This window comes from Halanaeroarchaeum sp. HSR-CO, assembly GCF_024972755.1.
Taxonomy (GTDB): domain Archaea; phylum Halobacteriota; class Halobacteria; order Halobacteriales; family Halobacteriaceae; genus Halanaeroarchaeum.
Genome location: NZ_CP087724.1, coordinates 390,916 through 417,500 on the forward strand (window position 1 = coordinate 390,916; position 26,585 = coordinate 417,500).

Here is a 26,585-nt window from a genome sequence, read left to right on the forward strand (position 1 = left end):
ACCTACGACCGGTCGATCCGGGTCGCGGCAGTCCGCAAGTCTTCCGGCGTATTGACGTTGAAGAACGTGTCGGTGGACGCCACGGCGTCCGGATTCCAGACGACGACGTGATTGAGCTCGAAGGCGGGTTCGATCGGGCGTTCGACGCCGCCTTCGAGCGCGTCGTCGAGCGCGTCGACGAACGGCTCGACGGCGTAGACTGCCTGCAGCGGCTGATACCACCCCTCGTCCTGTCGCGGGAGCGCCGCCTCGACCTGCGCGGCCCGATCGAAGAGAAAGGCGAGGAAGTCCCGGTCGACGAAGGGCATATCGCAGGCCAGAACCACCGCGTACCGCCCGTTCGCGGCGTCGAGTCCGCGCCGCATTCCGGCCAGCGGTCCCGCGTTCGGCCGCTCGTCGGGGGCAACGGTGACGGCCGTGTCCTCGAAGACGGCGTCCAGCTGTGATCGCTGGCGTGGGTGACAGTTGACGACGACCTCGTCGACGACCGGATCGACGCGGTCGGTCACGTGCCGGACGAGCGGGCGGCCGGCGAGGTCGGCGAACACTTTATCCTGGTCGCCGAACCGCTTCGAGGCACCGCCACAGACGACGACCGCGGTGCGGGCGACCGTCTCAGACATCGGTTGGGGTGGCCGTTCGCGGGTGCGACCGACTGACTGCCCCTCGGTCGTCGATCAGGTCGCCGAGACCCAGCCGTTCGAGGGTTCCCGGCTCGATACCCTCGTCGGTCCACCCGCGCAGATCGTAGTAGCGTTCTCGCATCGTCGCGAGTTCGTCTGCGGAGAACGATAGCTCCGGCAAGTCGGTGCCGGCCGGCGACCCCTGGATCGGCTGGCGGAGTCGGTCGGGCAGGTCGTCGTGATCGACCGTGAACCCTTCCCGGGCCGCGAAAATCTTCCCGAGTGTGAAGTTTCGCTCGCCGATGCGCAGGGAGGCATCGACGTCCAGGTCTAGCCCGGTGGTGGCCGCGACGAGACTGACGATGTCCCGGTAGTTCCGGTCGCGCCCGACCGTGGTCACGAGGTGTGAACAGAACACGAGCGAGTTCACGAAGCTCTGGGCGTTCTCGAAGACGATCACCGCTTCCGGTTTCCCCGTCGTCTCGGCCATGGCCAGGCCGGTGTCGACGGGGAGCGCCGTCTCCACGGCCGCCCGCTCCAGCAGTGCGTCGTCGAACCCCTCGGTGTGGGTACCGCCGCGCGGCGAGACCGCCGCCGAGAGTCCAACCCCCTTCTTGCCCCGGGGATCGTGCATACTCGCCGGCGCGCCCTTGATATGAGCGACGCCGCCGTCCAGTTCGAGGGCGTCCTCGGTCGCCTTCGGGCCGTCAGCCAGGACCACGCCGATCCCCTCGCGGTGGGCGATCTTCTCGATCAGTTCGAGGATCGCCCGGGAATCGCCCCACTCGTAGCGCTCCGTGGCCTCCATGGCCGCCGCGATGGCGTGACCCGTACCGATCGTATCCAGGCCGTAGGCGTTACAGCGGCGATTCGCCTCGGTGATCGTCGCGAGGTCGTCGTTCATCACGAGGCTGCCGAAGGAGACGATAGTCTCGTACTCCGGGCCGCCGGTTCGCACGGTCTCCTCGTCGATCGTCGTCGAGACCGTGTTCTTGCACTTCACCGGGCAGTTGACACAGCCGTGTTGGTCGACGGTGAGCCCATCGAGGGCTGCACCGCCGATCTCGGCCGCTCCCTCGAACGAGCCGTCCGCGAAGTTCTTCGTCGGGAGCATTCCTCGCTCGTTCAGGATCTCGACGTTGGTCGTCGTCCCGAACTCGCCCCAGGCCATCAGGCGGTCGTTCTCCCGGAGCGACCGCATGAACGCGGTCCGCTCTTCCTGCAGGCGGTCGGGATCCGCGATCGGTGGCGGCGTCGAACCCCCGACCACGACGCCTTTGAGCCGTTTGGCACCCATGACGGCCGCCAGCCCCCGCCCGGCGGCGGCCCGGGCGTCGTCCGTGATGATGGCGGCGATGCGAACCTGTCGCTCGCCGGCCGGTCCGATGCAGGCGGCCGATCGGGCGCCCGGAGCGAGGTCGCCGGTACAGTCGTCCACCCGCCGACCCCACTGGTCCGCCGCGGGACGCAACGCGGGGTCGCCATCGGTCACTTCGAGGACGACCGGTTCGTCCGCGGTACCCCGGATAACCACGCCGTCGAACCCGGAGAGCGCGAGCTGCCGTCCGAACCGGCCGCCAGCGAAGGACTCGCCGAGACTGCCGGTGAGTGGCGATTTACTTCCGACCCAGACCCGGGACGCCCCAGGGACCCCCGTTCCGGTCAGCGGCCCGGTGGTGAAGACCAGCGTGTTCTCGGGACCCAGTGGATCGACGTCCGCCGACTGCCGCTCGAGCAGGAGCCGAATTCCGAGGCCGCGGCCACCCAGGTGGTCGCTGAGCCAGCGGTCCGGAATCCCGACGGTCTCGACGGTGCGGTCGTCGAGGTCGACTGCCAGGAGGTTACCGTGGAATCCGTCCATCGGTTGGGCGTCCCTCCATCGTTCTACATGACGGGCACACCTCGAGGTCGAGCGCCTCGAGGCTCGCATCGTCGAGTCGGTCGCGCATCGCGTCCAGTCCGGACTGCGATGCGAACGGTTCCCCACACACTCGACACTCCACGCGGTCCTGCTCGACGACCGTCCGAGTGTCTCCGAGCGATCCCGCTTCGACGGTGATCGTCTCCGTGACCGTGATGGCGTCTTCCGGACAGCCGGTCTCGCAGAGCCCACAGCCGACACAGGCCGCCGGATCGAAGGACAGCGTGCCGTCGGACTGGGTGAGTGCACCGGTCGGACAGAGGTTGTCACAGGTATCACAGAGCGTGCACGCCGACTCCTCGACGGCCACCTCTCCCACTCCCGGTGCAGTCACGGTCACCGTCCCACCGCCCTGGTCGGCGACCATCGCCACGGTGGCATCCCGGCCGAGCGCGTGTCGGGAGTCGAGGGAGACGGCACCGGTCTCGGCCGCTTCGCGGGCGTCGGACGGCAGCATCGTGGACAGCGTCTCGGCGAGGCCGGCCGGCGAGGCGGTATCGGCGACGTGGACGCGTTCGCCGACGCCGATATCCGCGAGCGCGCGGTTCGCCGACCGGGCGGTTTCCGTCACGGGGTCGAGGGGCCGTTCGGGGTCGCTCGCCAACAATACGCCGTCGGCACCGAGTGCGACCACGTACTCGGCGACTGCGTCGGGAACGGCCAGCACGTTCGGCACCGTGATCGGAATCACCGGTGGGGTCGGCCGTCCGGTTAGCGCCGCCTCGAACGCCGGCCGAACGCCGTCACTGACGAAGGCGACGGCGAAGGGAACCGGTTCGGTGCCGCGCGACAGCAACCCCCCACCGATCTCGTGTGTCTCGAGGAGCGGCCCGACGGCGTCGCGGACCATCCTCGCGTGGGTGGCGACGTCGAATGTCCGGGTGGGCTCGATCGAATCGGTGGGACAGACAGACACGCAGGTGCCACAGGCGACACAGCGGTCCGGCCTGATCCGTACGCCGCCATCGCCGGCGATCGAGACCTCGATTGCGTCGTTCGGACAGGCCGCCTCGCAGGCTGAACAGCCGGCCTGGCCGTTCCGACCGACCGCACAGGTCTCGGCGTCGACGGTGACCGGTTCGGCGTGTCGACGGTCGGCCGCCTCGCGCACCGCCGCCGTGACGCCGGCGCTCTCGGTGTGCATCCAGATGGTGTCCGCCAGATCGCCGTCGTACTCCGGCCACACGATCTGGTCGGCGGCGAGCGTGTCCGTGTACGGGTCGTCGGCCGGGCGGATCGCGTCGACGGGACAGACTCCGCCGATCGGTTCGTCGGTTTCGACGGCGACCGGGACGTTCGTGGTGGCCTCGGGATACTGTCTGAGACAGCGCCCACAGCCGGTGCAGTCCGGCGTCACGCGACTGGAGACGGTGAGTTCGTACCCGCTTTCGGCCTGGGTGACGTCGACGACCGTTCCGGGTCGAACCGCAACGTCGTTCGGCATCGACGCTGCGGAGAGTTCCCGACCGTCGGCGAGTAGCGTGACGTCGGCGACCGCGGCCAGATCGGTGGCCGCCGTCGGATCGCCGACCACCACGACGTCGTCGCGTTCGTCGGCCGTCTCGTGAACGAAGTCGGCGCGGTCGGGCATCGCCGCGAGCTCGGCATTACCCGCGCCGGCGACGATCGCGGTCGCCTGTGGTTCTTGCTGGCCGGCACCCAGGTACGGGCTGATCGTCGCCGTCTGAATGTCGGCGTCCTCGAGCGCCGCGCGGAACGACTCGCGGATCGGATCGTCGCCAGCGATCAGGAGCACCGCATCCGGATCGGCGTCGAGGACTCGGTCCCTGAGGTCCGCCGCGTGGGCCGATAGTGATGGGGTCGTCACCGTCTCGGCCGCGGTCAGGGCCCCGGCGACCGCCTCTCTATCGATAGCCGCGGTGCCCCGGCAGTCACTCACGACGGCGACGACGTGGCTCATCGATCGACCTCCAGCCTGTCCATGTCGACGGCGACCAGTCCCGCCGCGACGTCGGCCACGGCTGGGTAGAACGGGCCGTCGGCCGTTTCCCGGACGTCCGCGGCCAGCGCGTCGAACCAGTCACCGTGTGCCGCGAGGAACCGAACTTTCGCGTCGGGATCGCTCGCCGCTCGGTTGGAGAGTTCCCGGAGCGCGGCGAGTTCTACGGCCGCGTGGTCGGCTTCCTCTTTGAGGTCGGCCGCCGGTTCGATACCCAGTGCGTCGTAGTCCCGGGACACCGCTGCGAGTGGTTCGCCGAGGAAGTCGCCGGCGTACCAGGATTCGTGGATCTGGAGTTGCGGTCGCGGGCCCACGAACAGGCGCGTGTACTCGGTCGCCAGGCGATCTGCCTCCTCGGCGGGGTCCTCGACCCCGTCGGCCCACGTCCGAAGCGCCTCGAGGCCGGCAGCGAGTCGATCGTCCGGCGCGACGGCCGGGTCCGGGAGTGCACCGTCGTGCAGCGTACGGACCCACGCCTCCGTCGGTGGATCCGCGAAGGCGGTGGCGGCGAAGTCGTATAGCTGGGCGAGCGTCGATTCCGCGTCGGGGTCAGTTGTGGGAGTCATAGGTCAGTGTCTCCGGTGAGTCGCAGGGAGAGGCCGTAGAACAGGGCGAGCAGTCCGGCCAGGAGGACGATCGCCACCAGATTCAATCCGATCGTCCAGACGAACCCGAGGCTGCCGCCCATGAGTGCGCCGGGTTCGAGGTCGAATAGCAGCGTCTCCCCGGTGCCTGGCAGGGGTGCCAGCACGCGGTCCAGAACGATCCCGGAGTAGACGACGGCGAAGACGACGAGGACGCCGATGGCGCCGGCGACCTCTGGTGTCCGACGAGCCGTGGACCCGCCGTCGGCGGCGACGCGGCCGTCACCGACCCAGTCGGCCCACTCCTTGCGGGCGCGTTCGACCGAAACGCGGCCCGTGAACATGGACTCGTCCAGGGGGAATTCGACCATGTGGGTGTCCCAGAGATGGTAGGTCACGCCCATCAGCAGCGTGTAGGCGACCACTGCGTGCACGTCGCTGACGATCAAAAACGACGGCTTGTAGGCCAGTAGCAATCCAGGGAAGGTCAACACCAGTCCGGTGGCGACCAGGACGAGGGACTCCGCGGCGATGATCAGGATCTCCGATTTCTGGATCCAGGTGTACTTCCCCGCGGTCGGTTTGGGGCCCACGCCGACGGCCCACTTCGCGTAGGCGATGGCTTCGCGAACGGTCTCGCCGTCCGGGAGCCAGGCGGTGGGAACGTCGCCGGTAAAAAGCCCCAGCAGGACGTAAAACGCGTAGTAGAGGAGGACGACGAAGAGGAGAACCCCCACCAGCACGTGGACCAGGATCAGATTGTCGCTCCCGACGAGCGCCGCGATCCACCCGACGTGGCTCCCGAAGGTGATGCCCAGTCCCGTCAGCAGCAGGGATAGGATCGAGGCCGCCAGCAGGAGGTGGACGTACACCTGGACGCCGGTGAACCGCACCAATCCGCCGGTATCCGCGTGGCCGTCGCTCATGCGATCGCCTCCGTGTCGGACCGTTTGAGGCCGAGGAGCAGGAGGACGGACACTCCGGCGACCACGCCGGTCACGTACAGCCCGACGATTCCCCGCGCGAGCAGCCACGTGCCAGTGTACGCCTCGTACTGGGCGGGCTGGCCGGCGACGGTCGCGAGCGTATCACGCATCCAGACGCCGGTCGTGAGACCGGGTGCGGCGGCGTCCAGGGCGAACAACACCACGCCGGCGACGATGACCGCTCCGGAGGCCGCCACGGCGTGTCTGAGTGTCTTGGTGTTCATCGTTCGGTAATGGGAGAGTCGAGTCAGTCACTTCCCACGCCGAAGACGACCTCGGACTCCGCGGCGCTGAAGGCGGTCTCGCTCCCGCGACTGCGGAGCTCGGAGGCGATCTCCCCCGGCGTCCCGAAGACCAGGGCGTCCGTCGGACAGGTCTCCACGCAGGCCGGCTCCTCGCCGTCTTCGAGGCGATCGACACAGGTCGTACACTTGTCCATGGTCCCGGCCCCGCCGGTAGTGGCCGATTCCTCGGGGTACTGGGGGGCGCCGAACGGACAGGCCCACGAACAGTACGAACAGCCGATACAGGTGTCCTGGTCGACCTGCACGAGACCGTGCTCGTCGCGGTGGAGGGCGTCGGTCGGACACACGTCGATACAGGGCGCCTCCTCGCAGTTATAGCACTGCATCGGCGTGTGGGACTCGCCGCCCGAATAGCGGGTCCCCTCCTCGCCCTCGTTGTGGGTCACGACCTCGATACGCTCGGCCGAGTGGGGGACGTCCCACTCGACCTTGCAGGCGACCTCACAGCCGCCGCAGTCGATACAGCGGTCGCCGTCGGGAACGACGCGCAGCGTCATTCGCCATCACCTCCGAGCGGGGTGCGGACGTATCCCTTCTCCTGCTGGAAGGCGAGCTGTTCGTCCGGGAGGTCGGGGATCTGGTCCGCGCTCGCCTTCTCGACGAGCGCGAGGTTCGCTTTCGTCTCTTGCATCATCGTCTGTGGGTCGTAGCCGTCGGAGGTGCCGATGTTGGCCGAGTCCCCGATGGCCAGCGGCTCGAGACCGTCGGGATACCGATCGGCGAGCGATTCGCCTTCGAAGACGCCGCCCCAGTGGAACGGGAGGAAGATCTCCTCCTGGTTGACCCGCTCGGTGACCTTCGCCTGGACGACGATCGTTCCGCGGTCGGTGCCGACCGTGATCCACTCGCCGGTCTCCACGCCGATCTCGTTGGCGACCGCCGGGTTGAGCTCGGCGTACATCATCGGTGCACGCTCGGCGGTGTACGGGTTGTTTCGGGTCTCCGCGCCGCCGCCGGTGTGCTCGACCTGCCGGCCGGTCGTCATGATCAGCGGTCGCTCGTCGACCATGTTCAGCCGCTCGCGCTGGTTGCCCGCGTTGTCGAGGTTGACCCGATAGAGGTCCTCCAGGCGGTCGTAGTTGGGATACTCCTCGGCCAGGTCGGGGCGGGGGGTCTCGACGGGTTCGCGGTGGATGGGGACCGGATCGTGGAGGTTCTCCGCCGTCATTCGGGCCCGTCCACGACCGGTCGGGGGATCGGGCTGTTCGGCGTCGAACTCGCTGTACTCCTCGGGGTCGACGTCGTGGCCCGCTTCGGCGAGGGCCTTCGCGGCGTCGTAGACCGACATGTCCTCGCGTTCGGCGTACTCGATCGGGATGGTCTTGGCCGCCGGCGTCTCCGGGTCCGGCAGGACGGTATGCCACATCGGGTACTGCGGAACGCCCTCGACGGTGCCGTCGTACCAGTCCGGTTCGTAGGGCTCGCGGAGCAGCGTCCCGGCGGGTCCCTCCGTTCCCCAGCGGGCACGGAAGTCGAGGCCACCTTCGGCGGGCGGTTTGCTGTCGTCGTAGAGGATGGGCGTGCCCGGGTGCTCGTCGTGCCACGAGGGCCATGGCAGCCCGAAGTAATCGCCGGCCAGCGGGTGGTCGTCGGTGACCTCTGCCTTGAGGTCGTCCGAGCTGAATACGCCCGCGTTCTCCATATGGGCCTTGATCCGCTCGGGCGTCTGTCCGATCATGCCGATCGTCCGCATGCCGAGGTTCCACTCGCGGGTGACGTCTTCGACCTCCTCGTAATCGAAGTGCTCGCCGAAGCCCAGTCGGTCGGCGAGATCCTGCATGATCTCGAAGTCCGTCCGGGAGTTGTGTCGCGGGGTGACCGCCCGCGAGCGCCACTGGATCGACCGGTTGGAGTTCGTAACGCTGCCCTCGGCCTCGAGCTGGGTCGCGGCGGGCAACAGGTAGATGCCGTCGTCCCGGTCCGGCAGCGAGGAGGTCAACGCGGGGTAGGGATCGACGCCCACGATGATATCCATGTTCTCCATGGCCTCCTTCATGCGTTTCATCTCGCTGATGGAGTTCAGCGAGTGCCCCCAGATGACGGCGGCCTTCAGCGGGTTCGGCTGGTGGAAGTCGGTACCCGCCTCGGCGTCGGGGTGGGCGGCCTCGTACCACCGCGAGACCGTGAGGCCGTTTTTCTCCATCAGATCGGTGCTGTGGAACCGCGAGCGCATGTCCTCGTAGGACGTCGACCCGCTGGTGCTCGGCGTCTGGTCCCAGACCGACGACCAGTGGTCCCAGGCGCCCGCCCCGAGCCCGTAATACCCGGGGAGCGTATGCGAGAGGATACACGTGTCCGTCGCGCCCTGGACGTTGTCGTGCCCACGGAGCGGGTTCGCCCCGCCGCCCGACTGCGCGGCGTGTCCCAGCGCGAGGTTGAGGATGGCGTAGACGCGGATGTTCTGGGTGCCATTGGTGTGCTGGGTCGCGCCCATCGCCCAGTCGACGGTACTCGATTCGGCGTTCGCCAGCGTCTCGGCGACGGATTTGAGGTCCGCGACGTCGACCCAGGTGATGTCGGAGACGGTCTCCAGGTCGTACTCGCGAATGGTCTCCTTGACGTCTTTCCACCCGTAGACCCGGTCGCGGATGAACGCCTCGTCGTGGGCCTCGAGGTTGAAGACGATGTGATAGAGCAGGCCGTAGATGAAGGGGACGTCCGTGCCAGGGCGGAACCGGACGAACTCGTCGGACTGCGCGGACGTCTTCGTAAAGCGGGGCTCCGCATTGATGACGGTGCCGCCGTTGCGCTGGGCCGCCTGCACGTACTGCATCATCACCGGGTGTGACTCGGTGGTGTTGTGCCCGATGATGAGGGTGGCGTCCTGGTGCTGGAAGTCGTTGATCGGGTTGGTCTGGGCGCCAAAGCCCCAGGTGTTCGCGAGACCGGCGACGGTGGTAGAGTGACAGATACGGGCCTGATGGTCCACGTTGTTCGTCCCGTAGAAGGCCGCGAACTTGCGGAACATGTAGGCCTCTTCGTTGCTGACCTTCGCCGACCCCATCCAGAAGGTGCTGTCCGGACCGTACTCTTCACGCACCCGCGAGAGTTCGCTGGCGATGTCGTCGAGGGCCTCCTCCCAGCTGACCGGGACCCACTCGCCGTTCTCCTTTTTCATCGGCTCTTTGAGCCGGGTCTCGGAGTTGACGGTGTCCACGAGGCTCGCGCCCTTCGCACAGAGTCCGCCCTGGTTGATCGGGTGGTCGTTCCAGGTTTGCTGGCCCACGACCGCGTCCTCTTCGACCTCCATCTTGAGACCGCAGCCGACCGCGCAGTGCGTACAGATGGTCTTGACGGTTTCGGGGTCGGCGGACCCCGTCTCGCCCGCGTCGTCGTCTTCGGTGCCACTTTCGGCCAGAACTCGTCCGCTACCCGCGGCAGCGGCCAGCGCCGTACCGCTAGCCGCTTTGAGGAAGTTCCGGCGTTCGAGTTCGAGACTCGACATACAGTGCATTAGTTTTGCCTAACGCCCCATAGTATTGAGTCCAATATACAATGGTCATTTAATATGCGGTACGAAATTCGGCAGAAAATACCATACAGCGGCACGATTCCGATTCACCACCTTCTACGGCCCGTTAATATTGTACAATACTCCCAATCATAATGGAGGTTTCATTCGAATCCAGTTACGATGCGTCGAGTGCGGCGAAAACGTGTCCATTTATCGTTACGCCGGGACGTGGGCGCTCGTCGGTGTTGTGGTCTTGTACGAGACCTGGGGGCGACATCGGCGTCTCTGCCGCGATTCTCGATAGAATATTCGTGATATTCAATCGCGATGCGATCCGATTCCGTACGACAAGAGTGAGCGGGCAGCGGTGAACGTCGGCGACCGGCCAGACTAGGGGAAGACGAGGACGGTCCCGAAGGCGACGTCGATGACCGCGACCTCCTCGCCGCTCCCGGCCCGGAACTCCTCTTCGACGGCGACCATATCCCGGTCGAGTTCGACGACCTCGTCGCCGATGTCGACCTCGAAGGCACCGCCGCTATCGAGGCTGGCCTGGACCTCGGCCGGATCCGCCGCCTGTAACGCCGCCATGACGTCGCCGGCCTTCGACCGGAACTCGGGACCGATCTTCGATTCGTCGGGGTCGACCTCGACCGGCGTCAACTCGACGTCCGGGCGCCCCTCCATCATCCGGATCGGGGCGTTGACCGTCTCGCTCAGGTCGTAGGTGTCGACGCCCCGCTCGCGCGGTTCGTCGAAGTAGACCTCGACCCGTTCGAGGTCGGCGTTGAGGGGCAACCCTTGTTCGGATTTCCAGGCGCGGATCTCGCGGGCGGTCTCCGCGATGATCGCCCCGGCTTCCTCTGCGTCCTCGTCGGTGACGTCGATCTGTGGCCACGTCGCGGCATGGACGCTTCCCTCGGTGCCCGGCAGGTGGTGCCAGAGCTCGTCGGTGATGTGTGGGCTGAACGGCGAGAGCATGCGGAGTGCGGCCGAGATGACGGTGTAGAGGGCCTTGCGTGCCGCGTCGCGCTCGCCGGGTCGCCCGCCGTACAGTCGTCCCTTCACGAGCTCGACGTAGTCGTCGGCGAGGTCGCTCCAGACGAACTCTCGGACCTGCTGGAGGGCCGCGTCGTAGCGGTACTCCTCCATCTGCGCTTCGACGTCCGCGGCGACCTGGGTCGCCTTCGAGAGGATCCAGCGGTCCGCGTCGCGGTAGGCCGGGTCCTGGATGTCGGCGGTGTCCGCATCGAAGTGGCCGTTGGCGAAGCGGACGATGTTCCAGAGTTTCGTAAGGAACCGCGAGGCGGCGGTGACTTCCTTCCACTGGAACTGCACGTCGCTCCCTGGCTGGCCGCCCAGGGCGAGCGCCTGGCGGACGGCGTCCGCGGAGTGCTCCTCGATGGCCTCGTCGGGCTGGACGACGTTGCCCCGCGACTTGCTCATCTTGTTCCCGTCCGGCCCGAAGACCATCCCATTGATCAGGATGGTCTCCCAGGGCTTCTCGCCCGTCAGGCCGCCGGTCCGCAGGAGGGTGTAGAACGCCCAGGTGCGAATGATGTCGTGTCCCTGTGGGCGCAGGGAGACCGGTTCGAACTCATCGAGACCGAGGTCGTCCGGCCACCCGGAGACGTGCAGCGGCGTGATCGAGGAGTCCATCCAGGTGTCCATCACGTCGCTCTCGCCGGCCCAGGACTCGCCGCCGCACTCTGGGCAGGCGTCGATCGCGGGTTCGGCATCGGTCGGGTCGACCGGGAGTTCGTCCCCGTCCGCGATGTGCCAGTGGCCACACTCCTCGCACTGCCAGGCGGGGATCGGCGTCGCGAACACGCGCTGGCGGGAGATGACCCAGTCCCAGTCCATCCCCTCGGTCCACTCCTCGAGGCGGGCGTACATGTGCTCGGGGATCCACTCGACCTCCCGGGCCTTCTCGAGGATCTCCTCTTTGCGCACCTCGACGAACCACTGGTCTTTCGAGAGGATCTCGATTGGCGTATCACACCGCCAGCAGGTGCCGACGGACTGCTCGACCGGTTCGCTGCCCTCGAGCACGCCCGCTGCGTCGAGGTCTTTCGGAATCTGTGCTTTGGCTTCGTCGATGGTCAGCCCTTCGTACTCGCCCGCCTCGGCGGAGAGGGTGCCGTCTTCGGTCAGCACCGAACGGAGTTCGAGGTCGTACTCGGCCCACCAGGTGACGTCCTGTTTGTCCCCGAACGTCGAGATCATCACGGCGCCGGATCCGAAGTCCGGGTCGACCTCTTCGTCCTCGATGATCTCGATCTCCTGGCCGAACAGGGGTACCTCGACGGTGTCGCCCACCCGTCCGTCGTAGCGTTCGTCGTCGGGATGGACGGCGACGGCCCCGGTCGCGGCGAGCAGTTCCGGGCGGGTCGTGGCGATGACGACGTCCTCGCCGTCGACGCCGGGGAACGTGATGTCGTAGAGTGTGCCCTCACGGTCCTCGTTTTCCACCTCGGCGTCGGCGATGGCGGTCTGACACCGCGGACACCAGTTGACGGGGTGTTCGTCGCGGTAGACGTACTCGTCGTCGGCCATGGCGACGAACGACCGCTGGGTCTTCTCCCAGTAGGAGTCGTCCATCGTACGGAACTCCGCCGACCAGTCCTGGGAGAACCCCAGTTCGATCATCGTCTCCTTCATCGAGTCGATCTGGGTCTCCGTCTGCTCGACGCACATCTCCCGAAACTCCTCTCGGGGAACGTCCGTCCGGTGGATGTCGTGGATCTCCTCGACTTTGACCTCGGTGGGGAGGCCGTGGCAGTCCCATCCCTGCGGGAAGAGCACGTCCTCGCCCTTGAGGCGGTGATACCGGGCGGCGAAGTCCATGTACGACCAGTTCAGCCCGTGGCCGATGTGGAGGTCGCCGGTCGGGTAGGGCGGGGGCGTGTCGACGATGTAGTCGGTCGCGCCCGTGTCGGTGTACTCGTAGACGTCGGAGTCCTGCCACGCCCGTTGCCACTTCGGCTCGATCTCGTTCGGTTCGTACTCGGCTGGAATGTCGTCAGTCATGGATTGAGGGGTCCGGATTCGTCGCTGCCCGTGGAGTGCCCGAGAGAATCGCGCGTCACCGTTGACTGCGCGAGCCTATCGACGTACTACGGCGGATGCAACGACGCGCATACTCGCATCACACGCGCGCCCGCTGATAAAGATTGCCGTCTCGGACAGGCGTGGCCCTCGGTGTGGCCCCGTTCGGACAGCATGCGTGACCGACCCTCGCGGACAGTCCAGATTCACGGCTGCCCGAAACTGGACCCCCGTTCTCCAGTTGCGGGTGGTCATGAGTATACGATGCGGCCGACTCATCAAGACGGCGACCAGGACCGTGCTCGTCGGGCTGGTTGTCGGGGGTACGTGTTCCGACGACAGTGGGCAGCCACGACGACTGAACGCGAACAGACCACCAGTGTTGCCCCTGCCGAGAGCACCGTCGTCACCGACGGTGCAGTCCGACGGTTCGAATCAGGTCAGCACCCCGTCCGGCCAGGAGTCGGCCAAACGTATCGGAAAACGATTACAATCATAGAATTGGTAAATACACGGAGAAGGGGTCGGATCGAGTGATCGCCATCGAGGACAGCCGACCTCTCGTTCCGGAGTACGCCGCGATGTCCGACTCCACCGACACTCTCGTTTCGCGGATCGGTGCGACCGGACAGGAAGGGCCGAAATGGCGTCTATCGGCGGCCGAACCCGTCGATCTCTCCGCCCGAGGCCGCTAACGGGGAAACTGGTCGTGGTGGTGCCCTTTCGAGTCGCCCGCGGCGGCGCATGCTGTCGTTTCTGGCGAGGGTACTGCCGGGTCTGGACGGCGAGACCTGGCGGCCCCATCGAAGCGCCGGTTAACCTTCACTGCCGGGAGATTGGGTGCTGGCGCCGGTACGGGAACTCGCTGGATCGAAGTGTCGACGCCCGCTGTAAATCGTATAAATTCTGGTAGCAATGAAAAACAATCAGTTACTAAATAATTACGACCGACGCGGAACATCCGGGATCGAGCACGATTCAGTACTGTCGGCGACGGACGACGTGGCCGATCGGTTCACCCACTCCCGGTGACGGTGACCGGGACGTCCGCGTTGAGGATCACCGATTGTGTGATACTGCCCAGAATCGCCTTCTCCGCGGGACTTCGTTTCCGGCCGCCCATGACGATCTCGTCGACGTCCTCGGCTGCTGCGATCTCGAGGATCCCCTCGCTCGGCGGATGGGAAATGTCCCGGGCTTCCGTCTCGATCCCGGCGTCTTCGAGGAGTCGCTTGGCCGTCCGTACGGTCCCGATTCGGTCCGCGCGCTGCATTTCGGCGGGTGTCGATCGCTCCTCCCCGGTCATCGTATGGACGAGGATCGCGTGGACTTCCTCCGCCGAACAGGGCAATTTCCGTACGTATTCGGCCTGACGCCGTGCCCGCGCCTCGTCGCTGTCCAGTGGCAAAAGGACGGTGTACATTGCAACCACTTCTGTCGTTTAAGATAGATATATTTATATTTACTGTTGAAACCGGCGACCGCCGCTCGCCCGCCGAATTCGGCGTTCGCAGCGCACGTCGGTTGCTGCTCCGACCGGATTCGGCCACGTTTCGAACCCGTCATTCGACCGAGGTCCTCGCCCGTTCAATCGGCCAGGTCGACGACGGTCCCCAGGTCCCGTTCGTCCGCCAGGTCGTAGACGTACTCGGCGGTGGCGGCGTCCATGACGGCCGACCCGACGCTGTCGACGACCACGATGCCGTCTGGGGGGTCGACCGCGCCGGCGAGAAGATCGCCGTACGGTAGCAGGTCGTCTTCGTCGATCGGGGCCTCGCGGACGTCGCCGATGTCGGCGACTTCCTCGGGGACGTCGGCGAAGACGGCTGCGGCGCGTTCGAAGGTCGTCGGCCCGATCTCCTGCATCTCCGGCGTGTAGGCGCCGATCGCGACCACGACGGTGTCGTCGCCGAGTTCCTTCCCGTCGAACACCGGTGCTGGGCTGGTCGTCGCCGTGACGACGAGGTCCGCCCCCGCGACAGCCGTGGCTGCGCTGTCGGCGGCCGTCACCGGCGCCTCGATTTCGTCGTCGAGTTCGGCGACCGCCGCGTCGAGGATCTCCCCGTCGAGGTCGAAGAACGTCACCGATTCGATGGTGGTGGCGGCGTCGATCGCGCGGATCTGCCATCGCGCCTGTGTCCCCGCTCCCACGACGCCGATCGCGAGATCGCCCGTCGTCAGATGCCGAGCGGCCAGCCCGCCGATCGCGCCGGTGCGAGCGCTCGTCACGTGGGTCCCGTCCATCAGAGCGACAGGAAGCCCGGTTTCCGCGTCGTTCACCGCGATCTGTGCGTTGACCGTCGGGAGGCCCCGGTCGGGATTGCCATCGTGGACGCTCACCAGTTTCGTCGCGAAGTACGGGGCGCCGTGGATGTACGCCGGCATGACCAGCCCGGTTCCGTACGGCTCGTCGGGCGCCGCTTGGTTGCGACCGATGCCGACCGGATAGTGTGGTCGGTCCGGCCGTTCGACATCGCCAGTCCGTTGCTTCTCGAAGGCGTCCTCGATGACGTCAAGTACCGTATCCATCTCCAGGACTGACCGGACGTCGGAGGCGGTGAGTATGCGCATCGTTTACACACTACTCTCTCCGTTCCGGTCCTTATCGTTTACCCTTCGAGCGATCGAGATCGGTCTCTTACCGCGGGGTCGCCGGGAGCGTAGTGAATTAAGGTCCTGCACTATCGACGGTGGAGTATGCGAGTGGCAGTTATCGGTGGCGGAATTATCGGGATGGCCAGCGGGTACTATCTCGCACGCCGTGGCGCCGACGTTACCGTCTACGAGCAGGGGGGCATCGGGAACGGGAGCACGGAGCGGTCGGCTGGCGGGATTCGACGACAGTTCTCCACGCCCGTGAACGTGAAACTCTCCGATCGGAGTATCGAAGTCTGGGATCGCTTCGAGGAGGAGTTCGGCGAGGACATCGACTACCGCCGATCCGGCTATCTCTTTCTCGCCCGCTCGGCGGACGTGGCCGAGCAGTTTCGCGAGACGGTGGCGATGCAAAACGACCTGGGCGTCCCGACCGAACTCGTCGACCCGGAACGGGCGGCAGATATCGTCCCGGAACTCGACGCGGCGAAGTTCCGCGTGGGGATGTACCTCGACACGGACGGGTTCGCCGACCCCCACCTGGCCTTGCAGGGGTTCGCCCAGGCCGTTCCCGCGGTCGGCGGCGCCGTCGAGACGAAGACGGCGGTGACCGACGTCCTCACGACGGATGGCGCCGTGACGGGCGTCGAGGTCGAGGGCGAGCGTGTCGAGACCGACTTCGTCGTCAACGCCGCCGGTCCCTGGGCACACCGGGTGGCCGAGATGGCCGAGGTCTCGGTGCCCGTCCGTCCCAAGCGGCGGCAGGTGCTCGTCGTCGAGCCCCAGCGAGAACTCCCCGAATCGGTGCCGCTGACGATCGATCTGGAGACGGGCGTATACTTCCGCCCCGAGCGGGAGGGGACCGCACTGGTCGGCGGGCACTTCGACGACGAAGACGATCCGGACCGGGACCCGGATCACTACTCACAGCGCCCCGACATGGACTGGCAGATCGAGGCCCTCGAACTGGCGACGGACGTGGCGGGGTACTTCGGCCCGGACGCCCGAATCCGTCGGGGCTGGGCGGGACTGTACGCCGTGACGCCCGACCATCATCCTATTCTCGAGGAGACCATCCCGGGATTGGTCTCGGCGATCGGCTTCTCCGGTCACGGCTTCCAGCAGGCGCCGGCGACGGGCCAGATCGTCACGGAACTGATCTTCGACGGCGAGCCGTCGCTCGTCGACGTCTCACAGCTGACCAGCGATCGGTTCGAGACGGGGGACCTGATCGACGAACGGAACGTGGCCTGAACGGGCCCTACCCGCCCAGGTAGTTCTCCTGGACCTCGGGGGCGTCCAGCAAGGCGGCACAGTCGTCTTCCATCTGTATTTTCCCCTGCGTCAGCACGTAGCCTCGGTCGCCCCGCTTGAGTACCTCCTCGGCGTTCTGCTCGACGACGAAGATCGCCGTCCCCTCGGCATTGATCGCATCGATCTCGTCGAAGAGCTCCGTGACGAGGTTGGGCGCGAGGCCGGAACTGGGCTCGTCGAGGACGAGTAGATCGGGTTCGGTGATCAGTGCTCGCGCGACCGCGAGCATCTTCCGTTCCCCGCCCGAGAGTGTCCCGGCTTTCTGTTCGGTCCGTTCCTCGAGACGGGGGAACCGCTCGTAGATCTCCGCGAGAATCTCCTCGGGAATCTCGTCCCGTGTGTATGCGCCCATGCGGAGGTTCTCCTTGACGGAGAGCGGGGCGAAGACGTTCTCCTCCTGGGGAACGAAACTCACGCCGCGACGAATGATCTCCTCCGGATCCGTCTGGAAGATGTCCTCGCCCCGTAACCGGACCGATCCGGACAGCCGATCGGCGAATCCGAAGATCGACTTCAACAGCGTCGTCTTTCCGGCTCCGTTGGGGCCGATGAGCGCGACGTACTCCCCCTCGTCGACGGTCACGCTCACGTCGTGTACGATCTCCAGATCACCGTACCCCGCCGTCAGATCTTCGACGTCGAGTAGCATCAGTGCCGCCCTCCGTTCGTGGGATGTACTCCCAATCGCGGTGAATGTTTACCCATGCCACTCCAAATCAGGGCCGCCATAGTGAATCTTGCCCTCCGGGGCACCGTTCCTCGTCGAATATACTGCAAATCTATCAAAATCTCGACTGGGGCTACGTCCTGTTTCAGTTAATGATATTTCATGATATACCGGGTAGTTTTATAACCAATGGGTGGTATATCTCCGGTTGTCATGCCACAGCCTGGCAAGCAGCTAGATCTGGATCGGCGCCGGTACCTTAAACACCTCGTCGGCGCGGGAGCGATGGTCGGCCTCGCGGGTTGTTCGGGCGGCGACGGTGGTGACGGCGGCGACGGCGGTGATGGCGGGTCCGACGACGGGACCACCGTCGAGGGAGATACCGACGTAAGCGAGGACAGCATCGTTATCGGCCAGCCGGCGAGTCTGACCGGCAAGTGGGACTTCCTCCAGAAGGCCGCGACCGCGATGACCGAGATGACCCTCGCACAGATCAACGACGCCGGCGGTCCACTGGGTCGGCAGGTCGAAGTCAGTCGCCGGGACACCGGCGTCGACCCTCAGGAAGCCAGAACGGTCGTCGAGCAACTGACGAACGTCGACGGAGCCTCGGTCATCAACGGACTCTTCTCGAGTGAGATCGCCCCCCTGCAGGACTTCCTCATCGACAACGAGGTACCGGTCATCACCCCGTGGCCGGGGAGCCGCGACCTCGACGATTTCGGCGGCGACAACGGGACGCCCGGGGACCTCAGCGACGACGAGTGGGTGTGGCGGACGATCATCAGCGACTCGGTCCACACTGCCGGCGCCGCACTGAAAATGGCCGAAGAAGTGGACACGGTAGCGGTATTGAACGGCACGAGCGCAGGTGAACGGTCGTGGGCGGAAGCGTTCATGGGCGCCGCTGCCGTTATCGACGACCTGGAAGTCGTCACTCAACTGGAGGTAGAAGAGGGGAAGAACTCCTACCAGAGTGACCTCTCTCGGCTCTTCGGTAACGAGTTCGACGGGTGGGCCTTCTCGCTTGGGCTCCAGGACGCCATCACGCTGCTGCGGGAGTGGTCACAAGGTGGCTACGGGAAACCCGTGATGATCGAGGACGGACTCCAGCAATCGGAACTCGTCAACACGCTCGGCAGTCGTCTGGAGGGCGATGACGTGTTTGTGACGGCCGGTTCGACGTCCGGACCCGCGGCCGAAACCGTGCTGGACCAGTTCACCGAGGAATACCCCGATCAGGACACTCATCCCTGGGGAATCGCGATGTACGACGCGATCACGGTGGGTGCGCTGGCGATCCACCGGGCGGGGTCGACGGATCCGACCGAGGTAGAGAAGAACATCGGTCCGGTCTCGCGCCCGCCGGGGACGGAGGTGACGAATTTCGCGGACGGCAAAGAAGCGCTCGACAACGGCGAGGACATCAACTTCAAGGGCGCCGTCTCTGCCGTCGAGTTCACCGACAAGGGCGACGTGGTCGGTGACGCGAGCGTCTACGACGTCACCCCAGACGGCTTCACCCAGACGGGGACCGTCAACGCCGACGACATCCAGGCGATCCTCACCGATTCGGAATACGGGTCGTAATCCAAGAGCGAAACGATGGCGTTGGCTCAATCGGTCATTTTCGCGCTGGAAGCGGGATCGTACCTCGCGGTCGCCACGGTCGGGTTCACCCTGATCTACGGCGTCGTGAACATGATCAACTTCGCGTACGGAGAGTACATGACGATCGGCGCCTATACCGCGTTCATTTCGATGCAACTCTTCGACGTCGGCGTGTTACTGACGATCCCGATCGTTATCGTCGTCTCGATGGTCGCGGGCTACGCGATTTCACGTGTTACCTTCGTGCCGATGCGGGGTGCCGGAGCAGTTCCGTTGTTGCTCGCTTCGATCGGCCTGGGGATGTTGTTGCGCAACGGGTATCGACTCGTCGGCGGTGCCAACATCCGGTTCATCGACTTTCGCGTGCAGGTGTACCGGACCGAGGCGCTCGGTGGATTCTTCATCAACACCCGCCACGGGCTGGTCATCGGGAGTGCGTTCGTGGTGTTCGTCCTCATCCACGTCCTGATGACGCGAACGAACGCCGGGATCGCCATGCGAGCGACCAGCCACAGCGAACTGCTCGCTCGGGCCTCCGGCATCAACACGGACCGCGTCCGGCGGAACGTCTGGTTGATGTCCTCCGGGCTGGCTGGCTTCTCGGGGTTCCTCCTCGGCCTCACCTCTTCGATCGCCCCACTGATGGGCTTCGACGAGGTGTTGCTCGTCATCGCCGCCGCGATTCTGGGCGGGGTCGGGAGCGTCTATGGCGCGGTCATCGGTGCGTACGTGATCGGCTTCGTGATGATTTTCTCATCGTCCTATCTTCCCGGAGCCATCTCTAATCTCGGGACCGTGTTTGCCTTCCTGCTCCTGATAATCATGTTGCTCGTCAGACCAACGGGAATCGCCGACGTAGCGGAGGGTGACGTATGACGACCGTTCCGTCGATTCCGACCGTCGGACGGGATGGTGACGGTCACCTCTACGTCCTGGCGGCTCTTATGGCGGTCGCGGGGATCGCGATCAAAGTGGCAGGCGTCGGTGTGGCCTTCCCCAGTCAGGGCCTCGTCGTCCTCGAAGTCCTCTCGTTCCTGCTCCTGTACGGTCTGGTGATTCTCGGCCTGAACGTCCAGTTCGGCTACACGGGGCTGGTCAACTTCGGCCCGGTCCTGTTCTTCGCTGTGGGGGCGTACACGACGGCCATGCTCGCCTCGACAGCCGGTACCGCTACCTCGGCGATCACCTTCGGATTGCCGTGGGGGGTCGCGCTGATCGCTGGCGTGGTCCTCGCGGGGATCGTCGGTGGCCTCCTTGGCGTGACGACACTGGAACTCCGTGGAGATTACCTCGCGATCGTCACGCTGGCGGCCGCCGAGATCTTCCACGGGGTGGCCTACAGCTTGCAAAACATTACCGGTGGCCAGAACGGCATCGGACAGGTGCCAACGATCTTCGACGCGTCGACGAACGAGGCCTCCGCAATCGTGGTGATCCTCGTCCTCGGCGGCCTCCTGCTCGCGTCATACGGCGTGATCAATCGCCTCACTGAATCGCCTTACGGCAGGGTATTGCGGGCGATTCGCAGCGACGAGGACGCGACCGAAGCGCTCGGCAAACCGACCTTCGATTACAAACTCTGGGTGATGGTCTACGGTGCCGCACTCATGGGACTGGCCGGCGGCCTGCTCGCCCTGTACAACGGGGCCATGGCTCCCGGGTTCGTCACGATCGACCTCACGGTGACCGTCTGGGTCGCCATGTTGATCGGCGGTGCCGGCAACCATCGTGGCGTGATCGGCGGGCTGGTGATCGTGATGGGGTTCCGGCTGCTCACTCGCTTTTTCAACCAGGCCTTCCCGGTCTCACAGACGGAGTTCGCCTCGTTGCGCCTGATGATGCTGGGGCTCTTGCTCATCGTCATCATCCGCTACAGGCCCGAAGGACTCTGGGGTAACCCCGAGGAGATGGAGGTGAGCTAATCATGGCGATCTTCGAAACCAGTGATCTGGCCAAGGAGTTCGGCGGGCTCCGCGCCCTCGACTCCGTCTCGGTATCGATAGATCGGGGCGAACTGGTCGGTCTGATCGGCCCGAACGGTGCCGGGAAGACGACGTTCTTCAACTGCGTCACCGGGTTCCTGGAGCCGACCGCCGGGACCGTCTCCTTCCGCGACGAGGAGGTGACGGGGCTGCCGGCCCACGAACTCCCTCACCGCGGTATGGTGCGGACCTTCCAGCACTCTCGCGCGCACGGGACGATGACGGTTCGCGAGAACGTCAAACTCCCCGCGCTCGACCATCCGGGAGAACGGGCGAAACACGCACTGTTACAGACGGACGCAATGAACGACCGGGAGGCGGAAATCGACGAGCGAGCCACCGAACTGATGGATCGGTTCGGCCTCCTGGAGAAAGAAGACCAGTACGCAGCCCAGCTCTCGGGTGGTGAACGGAAACTCCTCGAGATCGCCCGATCGCTGATTACCGATCCGGAGCTGTTGTTGCTCGACGAGCCCTACGCCGGCATCGACGAGAAGTCGATGCAGACCATCGCCGACTACGTCCGGGAGCTCAACGAGGAAGGCGTGACCTTCATCGTGATCGAACACGGCCTCGAGGCCCTCGTCGAACTGGTCGAGCGGCTCGTGGTACTTCACGACGGCGCCGTCATCGCCGACGGCGACCCCGACTCCGTCATTCGGGACCCCCAGGTCGTCGAGGTGTACCTGGGCAGCCGGGAGTGAGCGGTCGACTCCCGGTCGTGAGACGCTGCGTCTGCTCCCGGCAGTGTGACGCTGTGTCTGCTCGCGGCAGTGTGACGCTGCGTCTGCTCCCGGCAGTGTGACGCTGTGTCTGCTCGCGGCGTTCTCGACGCCACCGGTCCGTGTCTCGGCTCTTCGGTTGCCTGGCGGCTTCGGTTCTGGGCACCTGGTCCGTCAGTTCCACCGCCGTCGGTTGGTGGGCAGCATGCAGTAAGATGTATGCCCCCGTATTACGAACCGAAACGTATGGCTGTACTCGAGGCGACGACGGGTGAGGCCGTCCGTATCTCGCTCGACAAGCAACTCTGTAAAGGGTGTGAGATCTGCGTCTCGCAGTGTCCGACGGACGTCTTCGGGATGGCTGGCTCGCCACCGGAGCGATATCCGGTCGTCGAGGCCGTCGACGACTGCGTGGACTGTGGCATCTGCGAACTCATCTGTCCGGATTTCGCGCTGTCGGTGGAGGGCGTCGATGAGTGACGCCGCCACTCCGCTGGGGGCGACCGACGTGTTGCCCCCCGGCAATCGGTTCATGACCGGCGACGAGGCGATCGCCTACGGAGCCATCTACGCCGGCTGTCGGTTCTTCGCGGGCTATCCGATCACGCCGGCGAGCGAAGTCGCCGAGACGATGTCCGCCGAGCTTCCGAAGGTCGGCGGGCGGTACGTACAGATGGAAGACGAACTGGGGTCGATCGCCGCGGTCGTCGGCGCCTCCTGGAGCGGTCGGAAGGCGATGACGGCGACATCCGGCCCCGGATTCTCGTTGATGCAGGAGAACCTGGGCTACGCCATCATGACCGAGACGCCACTGGTGCTCGTGGACGTGCAACGAAGTGGTCCCTCGACCGGGCAGGCCACCCTGCCGGCCCAGGGGGACGTCCAGCAGGCCCGGTGGGGAACGCACGGCGACCACCCGATCGTGGCGCTCACCCCCGCCTCCGTCCAGGAAGCGTTCGACATGACGGTGCGGGCCTTCGACATCGCCGAGCGCTATCGCACGCCGGTCGTGTTGCTCGCCGACGGGATCATCGGCCACGCCCGGGAGAGTTTCACCGTCCCAGAGTCGGTGTCGACGGCGAGTCGGACGGTCGCCACGGCTGACGACGAGCGGGTGTTCGGCGACGAGGATGTCGCGCCGATGCCCCAGTTCGGCGAGGGATTGCGGGCACACGTGACCGGCTCCACCCACGAACCCGACGGGATGCGGGACGTCAACACCCAGGCGGTTCACGACGATCTGATCAGGGGGATGCACGAGAAGATCGAGCAAAACGCCGATGACATCGTCGAGGTCGACGCCTGGCACGCCGAGGACGCGGACACCGTGGTCGTCGCCTACGGGATCACGGCGCGGACGGCGGCGGGCGCCGTGGAACGACTGCGGGACGACGGCATGGACGTGGGACAGCTCACGCTGAAGACCCTCTGGCCGTTCCCCGAAGACCACGTCGAGGCCGCGGCGGCGGGGGCGACCGAGATATACGTCCCCGAGCTGAATCTGGGACAGATAACGCGGGAGGTCGAGCGCGTGACCGATCGGCCGGTGACCGGACTCGACCGGATCGGCGGGGAGCCGTGGACGGTCGACGAACTCGTCGCCGAGATCGGGGGTGACCGGTGATGTCGACGTACGACCTCCTCGAGTACCTCCGGGAGGACCAGCTTCCACACACGATGTGTCCGGGATGTGGCGGCGGAACGGTCCTGAACACGTTCGCCGCCACGATCGACCGGATGGGTATCGACCGGGACGACCTGTTGCTCGTCTCGGGGATCGGCTGTTCGGCCTGGATCCCCAGCCCCAACTTCGAGGCGGACACGCTGCATACGACCCACGGGCGGGCGATCGCGTTCGCGACGGGAGCCAAGGTCGGCAATCCGGCCCTCGAGACGGTCGTGATCTCGGGCGACGGCGACCTCGCCGGTATCGGCGGCAACCATCTCCTGCACGCCGCCCGCCGGAACGTCGACATCACGGTGATTCTGGTCAACAACTTCACGTACGGCATGACCGGGGGACAGGTGGCACCGACGACCCCCCACGAATCGATGACGACGACCTCTCCCTACGGCAATCCCGAGGACGCCATCGACATCGCCGCCGTCGCGGACTCGGCCGGCGCGTCCTTCGTCGCCCGTCAGGTCACCTCCCGACCGCAGCAACTCATCGGCACCCTCACCCGCGCGATCGAGAACGACGGGTTCTCCCTCGTCGAGGTGATCTCGCAGTGTCCGACCGTCTACGGTCGGCGAAACGAGATGGCCAGCGCCCCCGAGATGCTGGACTGGATGGAAGCGCAGGTGCAAGCCGGTGACCTCGAGGTGGGGCCGATCGCCCAGCGGGACCGAAGCGAGTTCGTCGCCGCGAGCGAGGCGGTCGAGCAACGGGCGATCCGCGAGCACGTCACCGAAGATCGGGCTGCACCGACGAAAACCGGCGACGACCTGCTGTTGCGGATCGCCGGCGAAGGGGGCCAGGGAACCGTCGTCGCCGGGACGATCATCGGCGAGGCCGCCGCGATCAACGGTCGCAACGTCTTCAAGACCGAAGAGTACGGCTCGCGCGCCCGGGGCGGCGTCGCCAGTTCCGATCTCATCATCTCCGATACCCGCATTCACGAAGCCAAGGTCCCCGAGGGTGCCGCGGACGTGCTCGTCGCCCTGACGGACGCATCACTCGCGGACCACCGTTCGGTCTTGCGCGAGGGCGGCCGACTGATCGTCGACGCCGACCGCGTCACGGAGCCGCCAGCGGCCGCGGAGCGGGTCCCCTTCACCGGTATCGCCACCGACGTGGCTACCGAACGGTCGACGAACATGGCCGTGCTGGGCTATCTCAATGCGGCCCTCGACATCGCCGACGATTCCGTCGTCGAGGAATCGATCGAGAGCAATCTCGACGCGTCGATCGAGGACAATCTGGCCGTCTATCGCCGGGCCACCGACGAACCGACGGACGCCGATTCGTAAACGCCGGCTGGGGTTCCCGTGGTGGCTGCCCCTTTCGAACCGCTTTATCCGCGGTGGACTGAACTCGGAGTATGCAGATCAGCGACGCAGTGATCGATACCCTGCGGGCTAACGATATCGACACGATCTTCGGCATTCCGGGCAAGCAGACCCTTCCGCTGAACGAGAGCATCGGCCAGCGCCCGGACGTTCGCTATGTCATGGCCAGACACGAGACGAACGTCTCCCATCAGGCGTGGGGATACGCGGAGACCAGCGGTCGAATGGCGGCGACCGTGGTGATCCCCGGGCCGGGCGATATGAACGCGATGAACGGCCTGAAGAACGCGCTCAATGACAACACGCCACTCGTGCACATCGCCGTCGAGACCGAGCCGCACGTCCGCGGCGGGGACGGGATTCACGAGACGCCGCCGGAGACCTACGACACCGTCGTCAAGGAGAACGTGCTCGTCGAATCGCCCCAGGCAACCATCCCAGCACTCCAGCGCGCTATCACGATCGCCCGCACCCCTCCGAAAGGACCGGTACGCGTCGGTATCCCCAAGAATTTCGTTCCGATGGACGTCGACATCGCCGACGTCCCGTCACCGGTGGAGCCGAAACCCGTCGGCCCGTCGGCGGACGCCATCGAACGGGCCGCCGCCGCCCTCGACGGGGCGGACGCCCCCTTCGTCATCGCCGGTGGCGGCGTCCGGTCCGCCGACGCCACTGACCTCCTTCTGGCGGTCGCAGAGCGTATCGACGCGCCCGTGGCGACGACCTACAAGGGGAAGGCGACCGTTCCCGAGGATCATCGGCTGTTCGCCGGCGTCATCGGCGGCGGGACGAGCACCGAACTTCGAACTGCCCTCGAGGCCGCCGACGTGGTGCTCGCGGTCGGGACCGACTTCGACGCCGTCTGGACGCGGGAGTGGTCCTACGACCTGCCGACGGAACTGATCCACGTGACCCTGGACCCGGCGCACGTCGGTCGCGGCTACGATCCCAGCGTGGGCATCGTCGGTGACGCAGGACGAACGCTCCGGGCCCTCGAATCCGCGGTCGGGGCTGCACCCGAGGCGTCGAGAACCGGGGCCGATCGGGCCGCGACCGTTCGCGAGGCCAGGAGGGAACGCCTGGCCCCACTCGCGGCGGTGGAGACGGCCCCGTTCACCACCGTTAGCGCGCTCCGCACACTGCGCGATGCCCTCCCGCGGGAGACTGTCGTGGCCGCGGACGCGGGCGGCTCCCGGATCTGGACGCAGGTCGCGTTCCCCACGTACGCGGCCAGGGCGTACGTCAACCCGGGTTCCTGGGCCACGATGGGGGTCGGCCTTCCGGCCGGTATCGGGGCGACACTCGCCAATCCGGACGCCCCGGTCGCCGTCTTCACCGGCGAAGGTGGGCTGTTGATGTGTCTCGAGGAGCTTCACACCGTCGCAGCCGAGGACCTCTCGATTACGGTGTTCGTGTTCACGAACGACGATTACGCGGTCATTAGCGAGGAAGCCGAGCGCGAGTACGCGCTCGGCGAGGGGGCCTACGGCTGGGGGAACGCACCCCTCGATATCGTCGCGATCGCGGAGGGAATGGGTCTCGAGGCCGTCCGCGTGGAGACGATCGCGGACCTCGACGACGTCGCCCGGACGGTCACCGACGATGTGCCGAGGGTCGTGAGCATCCCGACCGACCCCGTCGAACCGCAAGCAGGCACCTATATGACCCAGTGAGGTGTCGATCGTCGGCGCCTCGTGGCCGACCGGACCGGCCGAGGGGACGTACCGGTTCCGGCATCGGTCACAGGAGGGGGCGTTTGGCTATGGGGAACGATTATGTGTGGTCGGGGAGTACGTGCCGG

21 protein-coding genes are annotated in these 26,585 nt (G+C 66.1%); 9 read left to right on the plus strand and 12 right to left on the minus strand.

The window, feature by feature from the left end; genetic code table 11:
* Positions 1-2 precede the first annotated feature (2 nt).
* The 11 genes from HSRCO_RS02115 to HSRCO_RS02165 all read right to left on the minus strand — a co-directional run bounded on the left by HSRCO_RS02115 (position 3) and on the right by HSRCO_RS02165 (position 15,452).
* Positions 3-623, minus strand: a complete 621-nt coding sequence (locus HSRCO_RS02115; RefSeq protein WP_259518745.1) for a molybdenum cofactor guanylyltransferase — start codon at positions 621-623, stop codon at positions 3-5.
* Positions 616-2,484 carry an aldehyde ferredoxin oxidoreductase family protein gene (locus tag HSRCO_RS02120; RefSeq protein WP_259518746.1) on the minus strand — a complete coding sequence of 623 codons (1,869 nt, stop codon included), beginning with the start codon at positions 2,482-2,484 and terminating at the stop codon, positions 616-618. The genes HSRCO_RS02115 and HSRCO_RS02120 overlap by 8 nt, the downstream gene beginning before the upstream one ends.
* Positions 2,465-4,465 (minus strand): 4Fe-4S binding protein, encoded by a 2,001-nt coding sequence (locus HSRCO_RS02125; RefSeq protein WP_259518747.1) that lies wholly within the window; start codon positions 4,463-4,465, stop codon positions 2,465-2,467. Before HSRCO_RS02125 ends, HSRCO_RS02120 begins: the two co-directional genes overlap by 20 nt.
* The gene (locus HSRCO_RS02130) at positions 4,462-5,070 is read right to left on the minus strand and encodes a molecular chaperone (RefSeq protein ID WP_259518748.1); all 609 of its coding nucleotides are present in this window, start codon (positions 5,068-5,070) and stop codon (positions 4,462-4,464) included. The genes HSRCO_RS02125 and HSRCO_RS02130 overlap by 4 nt, the downstream gene beginning before the upstream one ends.
* The gene (locus tag HSRCO_RS02135; protein ID WP_259518749.1) at positions 5,067-6,014 is read right to left on the minus strand and encodes a cytochrome b/b6 domain-containing protein; all 948 of its coding nucleotides are present in this window, start codon (positions 6,012-6,014) and stop codon (positions 5,067-5,069) included. The genes HSRCO_RS02130 and HSRCO_RS02135 overlap by 4 nt, the downstream gene beginning before the upstream one ends.
* Positions 6,011-6,298, minus strand: coding sequence for a hypothetical protein (locus HSRCO_RS02140; RefSeq protein WP_259518750.1), 288 nt, complete (start codon positions 6,296-6,298; stop codon positions 6,011-6,013). Before HSRCO_RS02140 ends, HSRCO_RS02135 begins: the two co-directional genes overlap by 4 nt.
* A 23-nt stretch (positions 6,299-6,321) precedes the next feature.
* Positions 6,322-6,876 carry a 4Fe-4S dicluster domain-containing protein gene (locus HSRCO_RS02145; protein WP_259518751.1) on the minus strand — a complete coding sequence of 185 codons (555 nt, stop codon included), beginning with the start codon at positions 6,874-6,876 and terminating at the stop codon, positions 6,322-6,324.
* Positions 6,873-9,824 (minus strand): molybdopterin-dependent oxidoreductase, encoded by a 2,952-nt coding sequence (locus tag HSRCO_RS02150; RefSeq protein WP_259518752.1) that lies wholly within the window; start codon positions 9,822-9,824, stop codon positions 6,873-6,875. The genes HSRCO_RS02145 and HSRCO_RS02150 overlap by 4 nt, the downstream gene beginning before the upstream one ends.
* Positions 9,825-10,223: 399 nt before the next feature.
* Positions 10,224-12,863, minus strand: coding sequence for a valine--tRNA ligase (locus tag HSRCO_RS02155; RefSeq protein WP_259518753.1), 2,640 nt, complete (start codon positions 12,861-12,863; stop codon positions 10,224-10,226).
* 1,033 nt (positions 12,864-13,896) lie between these two features.
* Positions 13,897-14,304 carry a universal stress protein gene (locus tag HSRCO_RS02160; protein ID WP_259518754.1) on the minus strand — a complete coding sequence of 136 codons (408 nt, stop codon included), beginning with the start codon at positions 14,302-14,304 and terminating at the stop codon, positions 13,897-13,899.
* 164 nt (positions 14,305-14,468) lie between these two features.
* On the minus strand, positions 14,469-15,452 hold the full coding sequence (locus HSRCO_RS02165; protein WP_259518755.1) for an ornithine cyclodeaminase family protein: 984 nt from the start codon (positions 15,450-15,452) through the stop codon (positions 14,469-14,471).
* A 126-nt stretch (positions 15,453-15,578) separates the two neighbouring features.
* Between HSRCO_RS02165 and HSRCO_RS02170 the strand changes: the two genes are divergently transcribed.
* Complete coding sequence (locus HSRCO_RS02170; RefSeq protein ID WP_259518756.1) at positions 15,579-16,730, plus strand: FAD-binding oxidoreductase; 1,152 nt, start codon at positions 15,579-15,581, stop codon at positions 16,728-16,730.
* Between the two features lie 7 nt (positions 16,731-16,737).
* Here HSRCO_RS02170 and HSRCO_RS02175 read toward each other — a convergent pair whose 3' ends face one another.
* Entirely contained in the window at positions 16,738-17,439 is a 702-nt protein-coding gene (locus HSRCO_RS02175) for an ABC transporter ATP-binding protein (RefSeq protein ID WP_259518757.1), read from the minus strand.
* A 231-nt stretch (positions 17,440-17,670) separates the two neighbouring features.
* Between HSRCO_RS02175 and HSRCO_RS02180 the strand changes: the two genes are divergently transcribed.
* From HSRCO_RS02180 to HSRCO_RS02215, 8 genes are all read left to right on the plus strand, one after another.
* Entirely contained in the window at positions 17,671-19,047 is a 1,377-nt protein-coding gene (locus HSRCO_RS02180) for an ABC transporter substrate-binding protein (RefSeq protein ID WP_259518758.1), read from the plus strand.
* A 15-nt stretch (positions 19,048-19,062) separates the two neighbouring features.
* A complete protein-coding gene (locus tag HSRCO_RS02185) occupies positions 19,063-19,944 on the plus strand; it encodes a branched-chain amino acid ABC transporter permease (RefSeq protein ID WP_259518759.1) in 882 nt (293 codons plus the stop codon).
* Positions 19,941-20,990 (plus strand): branched-chain amino acid ABC transporter permease, encoded by a 1,050-nt coding sequence (locus HSRCO_RS02190; protein WP_259518760.1) that lies wholly within the window; start codon positions 19,941-19,943, stop codon positions 20,988-20,990. The genes HSRCO_RS02185 and HSRCO_RS02190 overlap by 4 nt, the downstream gene beginning before the upstream one ends.
* A 2-nt stretch (positions 20,991-20,992) precedes the next feature.
* The gene (locus HSRCO_RS02195) at positions 20,993-21,754 is read left to right on the plus strand and encodes an ABC transporter ATP-binding protein (protein WP_259518761.1); all 762 of its coding nucleotides are present in this window, start codon (positions 20,993-20,995) and stop codon (positions 21,752-21,754) included.
* A gap of 264 nt (positions 21,755-22,018) precedes the next feature.
* Positions 22,019-22,252, plus strand: a complete 234-nt coding sequence (locus HSRCO_RS02200; protein ID WP_259518762.1) for a ferredoxin family protein — start codon at positions 22,019-22,021, stop codon at positions 22,250-22,252.
* Complete coding sequence (locus HSRCO_RS02205) at positions 22,245-23,396, plus strand: 2-oxoacid:acceptor oxidoreductase subunit alpha (protein ID WP_259518763.1); 1,152 nt, start codon at positions 22,245-22,247, stop codon at positions 23,394-23,396. Before HSRCO_RS02200 ends, HSRCO_RS02205 begins: the two co-directional genes overlap by 8 nt.
* Positions 23,396-24,745 carry a thiamine pyrophosphate-dependent enzyme gene (locus tag HSRCO_RS02210; protein ID WP_259518764.1) on the plus strand — a complete coding sequence of 450 codons (1,350 nt, stop codon included), beginning with the start codon at positions 23,396-23,398 and terminating at the stop codon, positions 24,743-24,745. Before HSRCO_RS02205 ends, HSRCO_RS02210 begins: the two co-directional genes overlap by 1 nt.
* 71 nt (positions 24,746-24,816) lie before the next feature.
* Positions 24,817-26,457 carry a thiamine pyrophosphate-binding protein gene (locus HSRCO_RS02215; protein WP_259518765.1) on the plus strand — a complete coding sequence of 547 codons (1,641 nt, stop codon included), beginning with the start codon at positions 24,817-24,819 and terminating at the stop codon, positions 26,455-26,457.
* Positions 26,458-26,585: the final 128 nt, after the last annotated feature.

Excerpts from the sequence above, each read along its gene's own strand:
- HSRCO_RS02115 (WP_259518745.1), bottom strand. The coding sequence starts at position 623 with ATGTCTGAGACGGTCGCCCGCACCGCGGTCGTCGTCTGTGGCGGTGCC.
- HSRCO_RS02120 (WP_259518746.1), bottom strand. The coding sequence starts at position 2,484 with ATGGACGGATTCCACGGTAACCTCCTGGCAGTCGACCTCGACGACCGC.
- HSRCO_RS02125 (WP_259518747.1), bottom strand. The coding sequence starts at position 4,465 with ATGAGCCACGTCGTCGCCGTCGTGAGTGACTGCCGGGGCACCGCGGCT.
- HSRCO_RS02130 (WP_259518748.1), bottom strand. The coding sequence starts at position 5,070 with ATGACTCCCACAACTGACCCCGACGCGGAATCGACGCTCGCCCAGCTA.
- HSRCO_RS02135 (WP_259518749.1), bottom strand. The coding sequence starts at position 6,014 with ATGAGCGACGGCCACGCGGATACCGGCGGATTGGTGCGGTTCACCGGC.
- HSRCO_RS02140 (WP_259518750.1), bottom strand. The coding sequence starts at position 6,298 with ATGAACACCAAGACACTCAGACACGCCGTGGCGGCCTCCGGAGCGGTC.
- HSRCO_RS02145 (WP_259518751.1), bottom strand. The coding sequence starts at position 6,876 with ATGACGCTGCGCGTCGTTCCCGACGGCGACCGCTGTATCGACTGCGGC.
- HSRCO_RS02150 (WP_259518752.1), bottom strand. The coding sequence starts at position 9,824 with ATGTCGAGTCTCGAACTCGAACGCCGGAACTTCCTCAAAGCGGCTAGC.
- HSRCO_RS02155 (WP_259518753.1), bottom strand. The coding sequence starts at position 12,863 with ATGACTGACGACATTCCAGCCGAGTACGAACCGAACGAGATCGAGCCG.
- HSRCO_RS02160 (WP_259518754.1), bottom strand. The coding sequence starts at position 14,304 with ATGTACACCGTCCTTTTGCCACTGGACAGCGACGAGGCGCGGGCACGG.
- HSRCO_RS02165 (WP_259518755.1), bottom strand. The coding sequence starts at position 15,452 with ATGCGCATACTCACCGCCTCCGACGTCCGGTCAGTCCTGGAGATGGAT.
- HSRCO_RS02170 (WP_259518756.1), top strand. The coding sequence starts at position 15,579 with ATGCGAGTGGCAGTTATCGGTGGCGGAATTATCGGGATGGCCAGCGGG.
- HSRCO_RS02175 (WP_259518757.1), bottom strand. The coding sequence starts at position 17,439 with ATGCTACTCGACGTCGAAGATCTGACGGCGGGGTACGGTGATCTGGAG.
- HSRCO_RS02180 (WP_259518758.1), top strand. The coding sequence starts at position 17,671 with ATGCCACAGCCTGGCAAGCAGCTAGATCTGGATCGGCGCCGGTACCTT.
- HSRCO_RS02185 (WP_259518759.1), top strand. The coding sequence starts at position 19,063 with ATGGCGTTGGCTCAATCGGTCATTTTCGCGCTGGAAGCGGGATCGTAC.
- HSRCO_RS02190 (WP_259518760.1), top strand. The coding sequence starts at position 19,941 with ATGACGACCGTTCCGTCGATTCCGACCGTCGGACGGGATGGTGACGGT.
- HSRCO_RS02195 (WP_259518761.1), top strand. The coding sequence starts at position 20,993 with ATGGCGATCTTCGAAACCAGTGATCTGGCCAAGGAGTTCGGCGGGCTC.
- HSRCO_RS02200 (WP_259518762.1), top strand. The coding sequence starts at position 22,019 with ATGGCTGTACTCGAGGCGACGACGGGTGAGGCCGTCCGTATCTCGCTC.
- HSRCO_RS02205 (WP_259518763.1), top strand. The coding sequence starts at position 22,245 with ATGAGTGACGCCGCCACTCCGCTGGGGGCGACCGACGTGTTGCCCCCC.
- HSRCO_RS02210 (WP_259518764.1), top strand. The coding sequence starts at position 23,396 with ATGTCGACGTACGACCTCCTCGAGTACCTCCGGGAGGACCAGCTTCCA.
- HSRCO_RS02215 (WP_259518765.1), top strand. The coding sequence starts at position 24,817 with ATGCAGATCAGCGACGCAGTGATCGATACCCTGCGGGCTAACGATATC.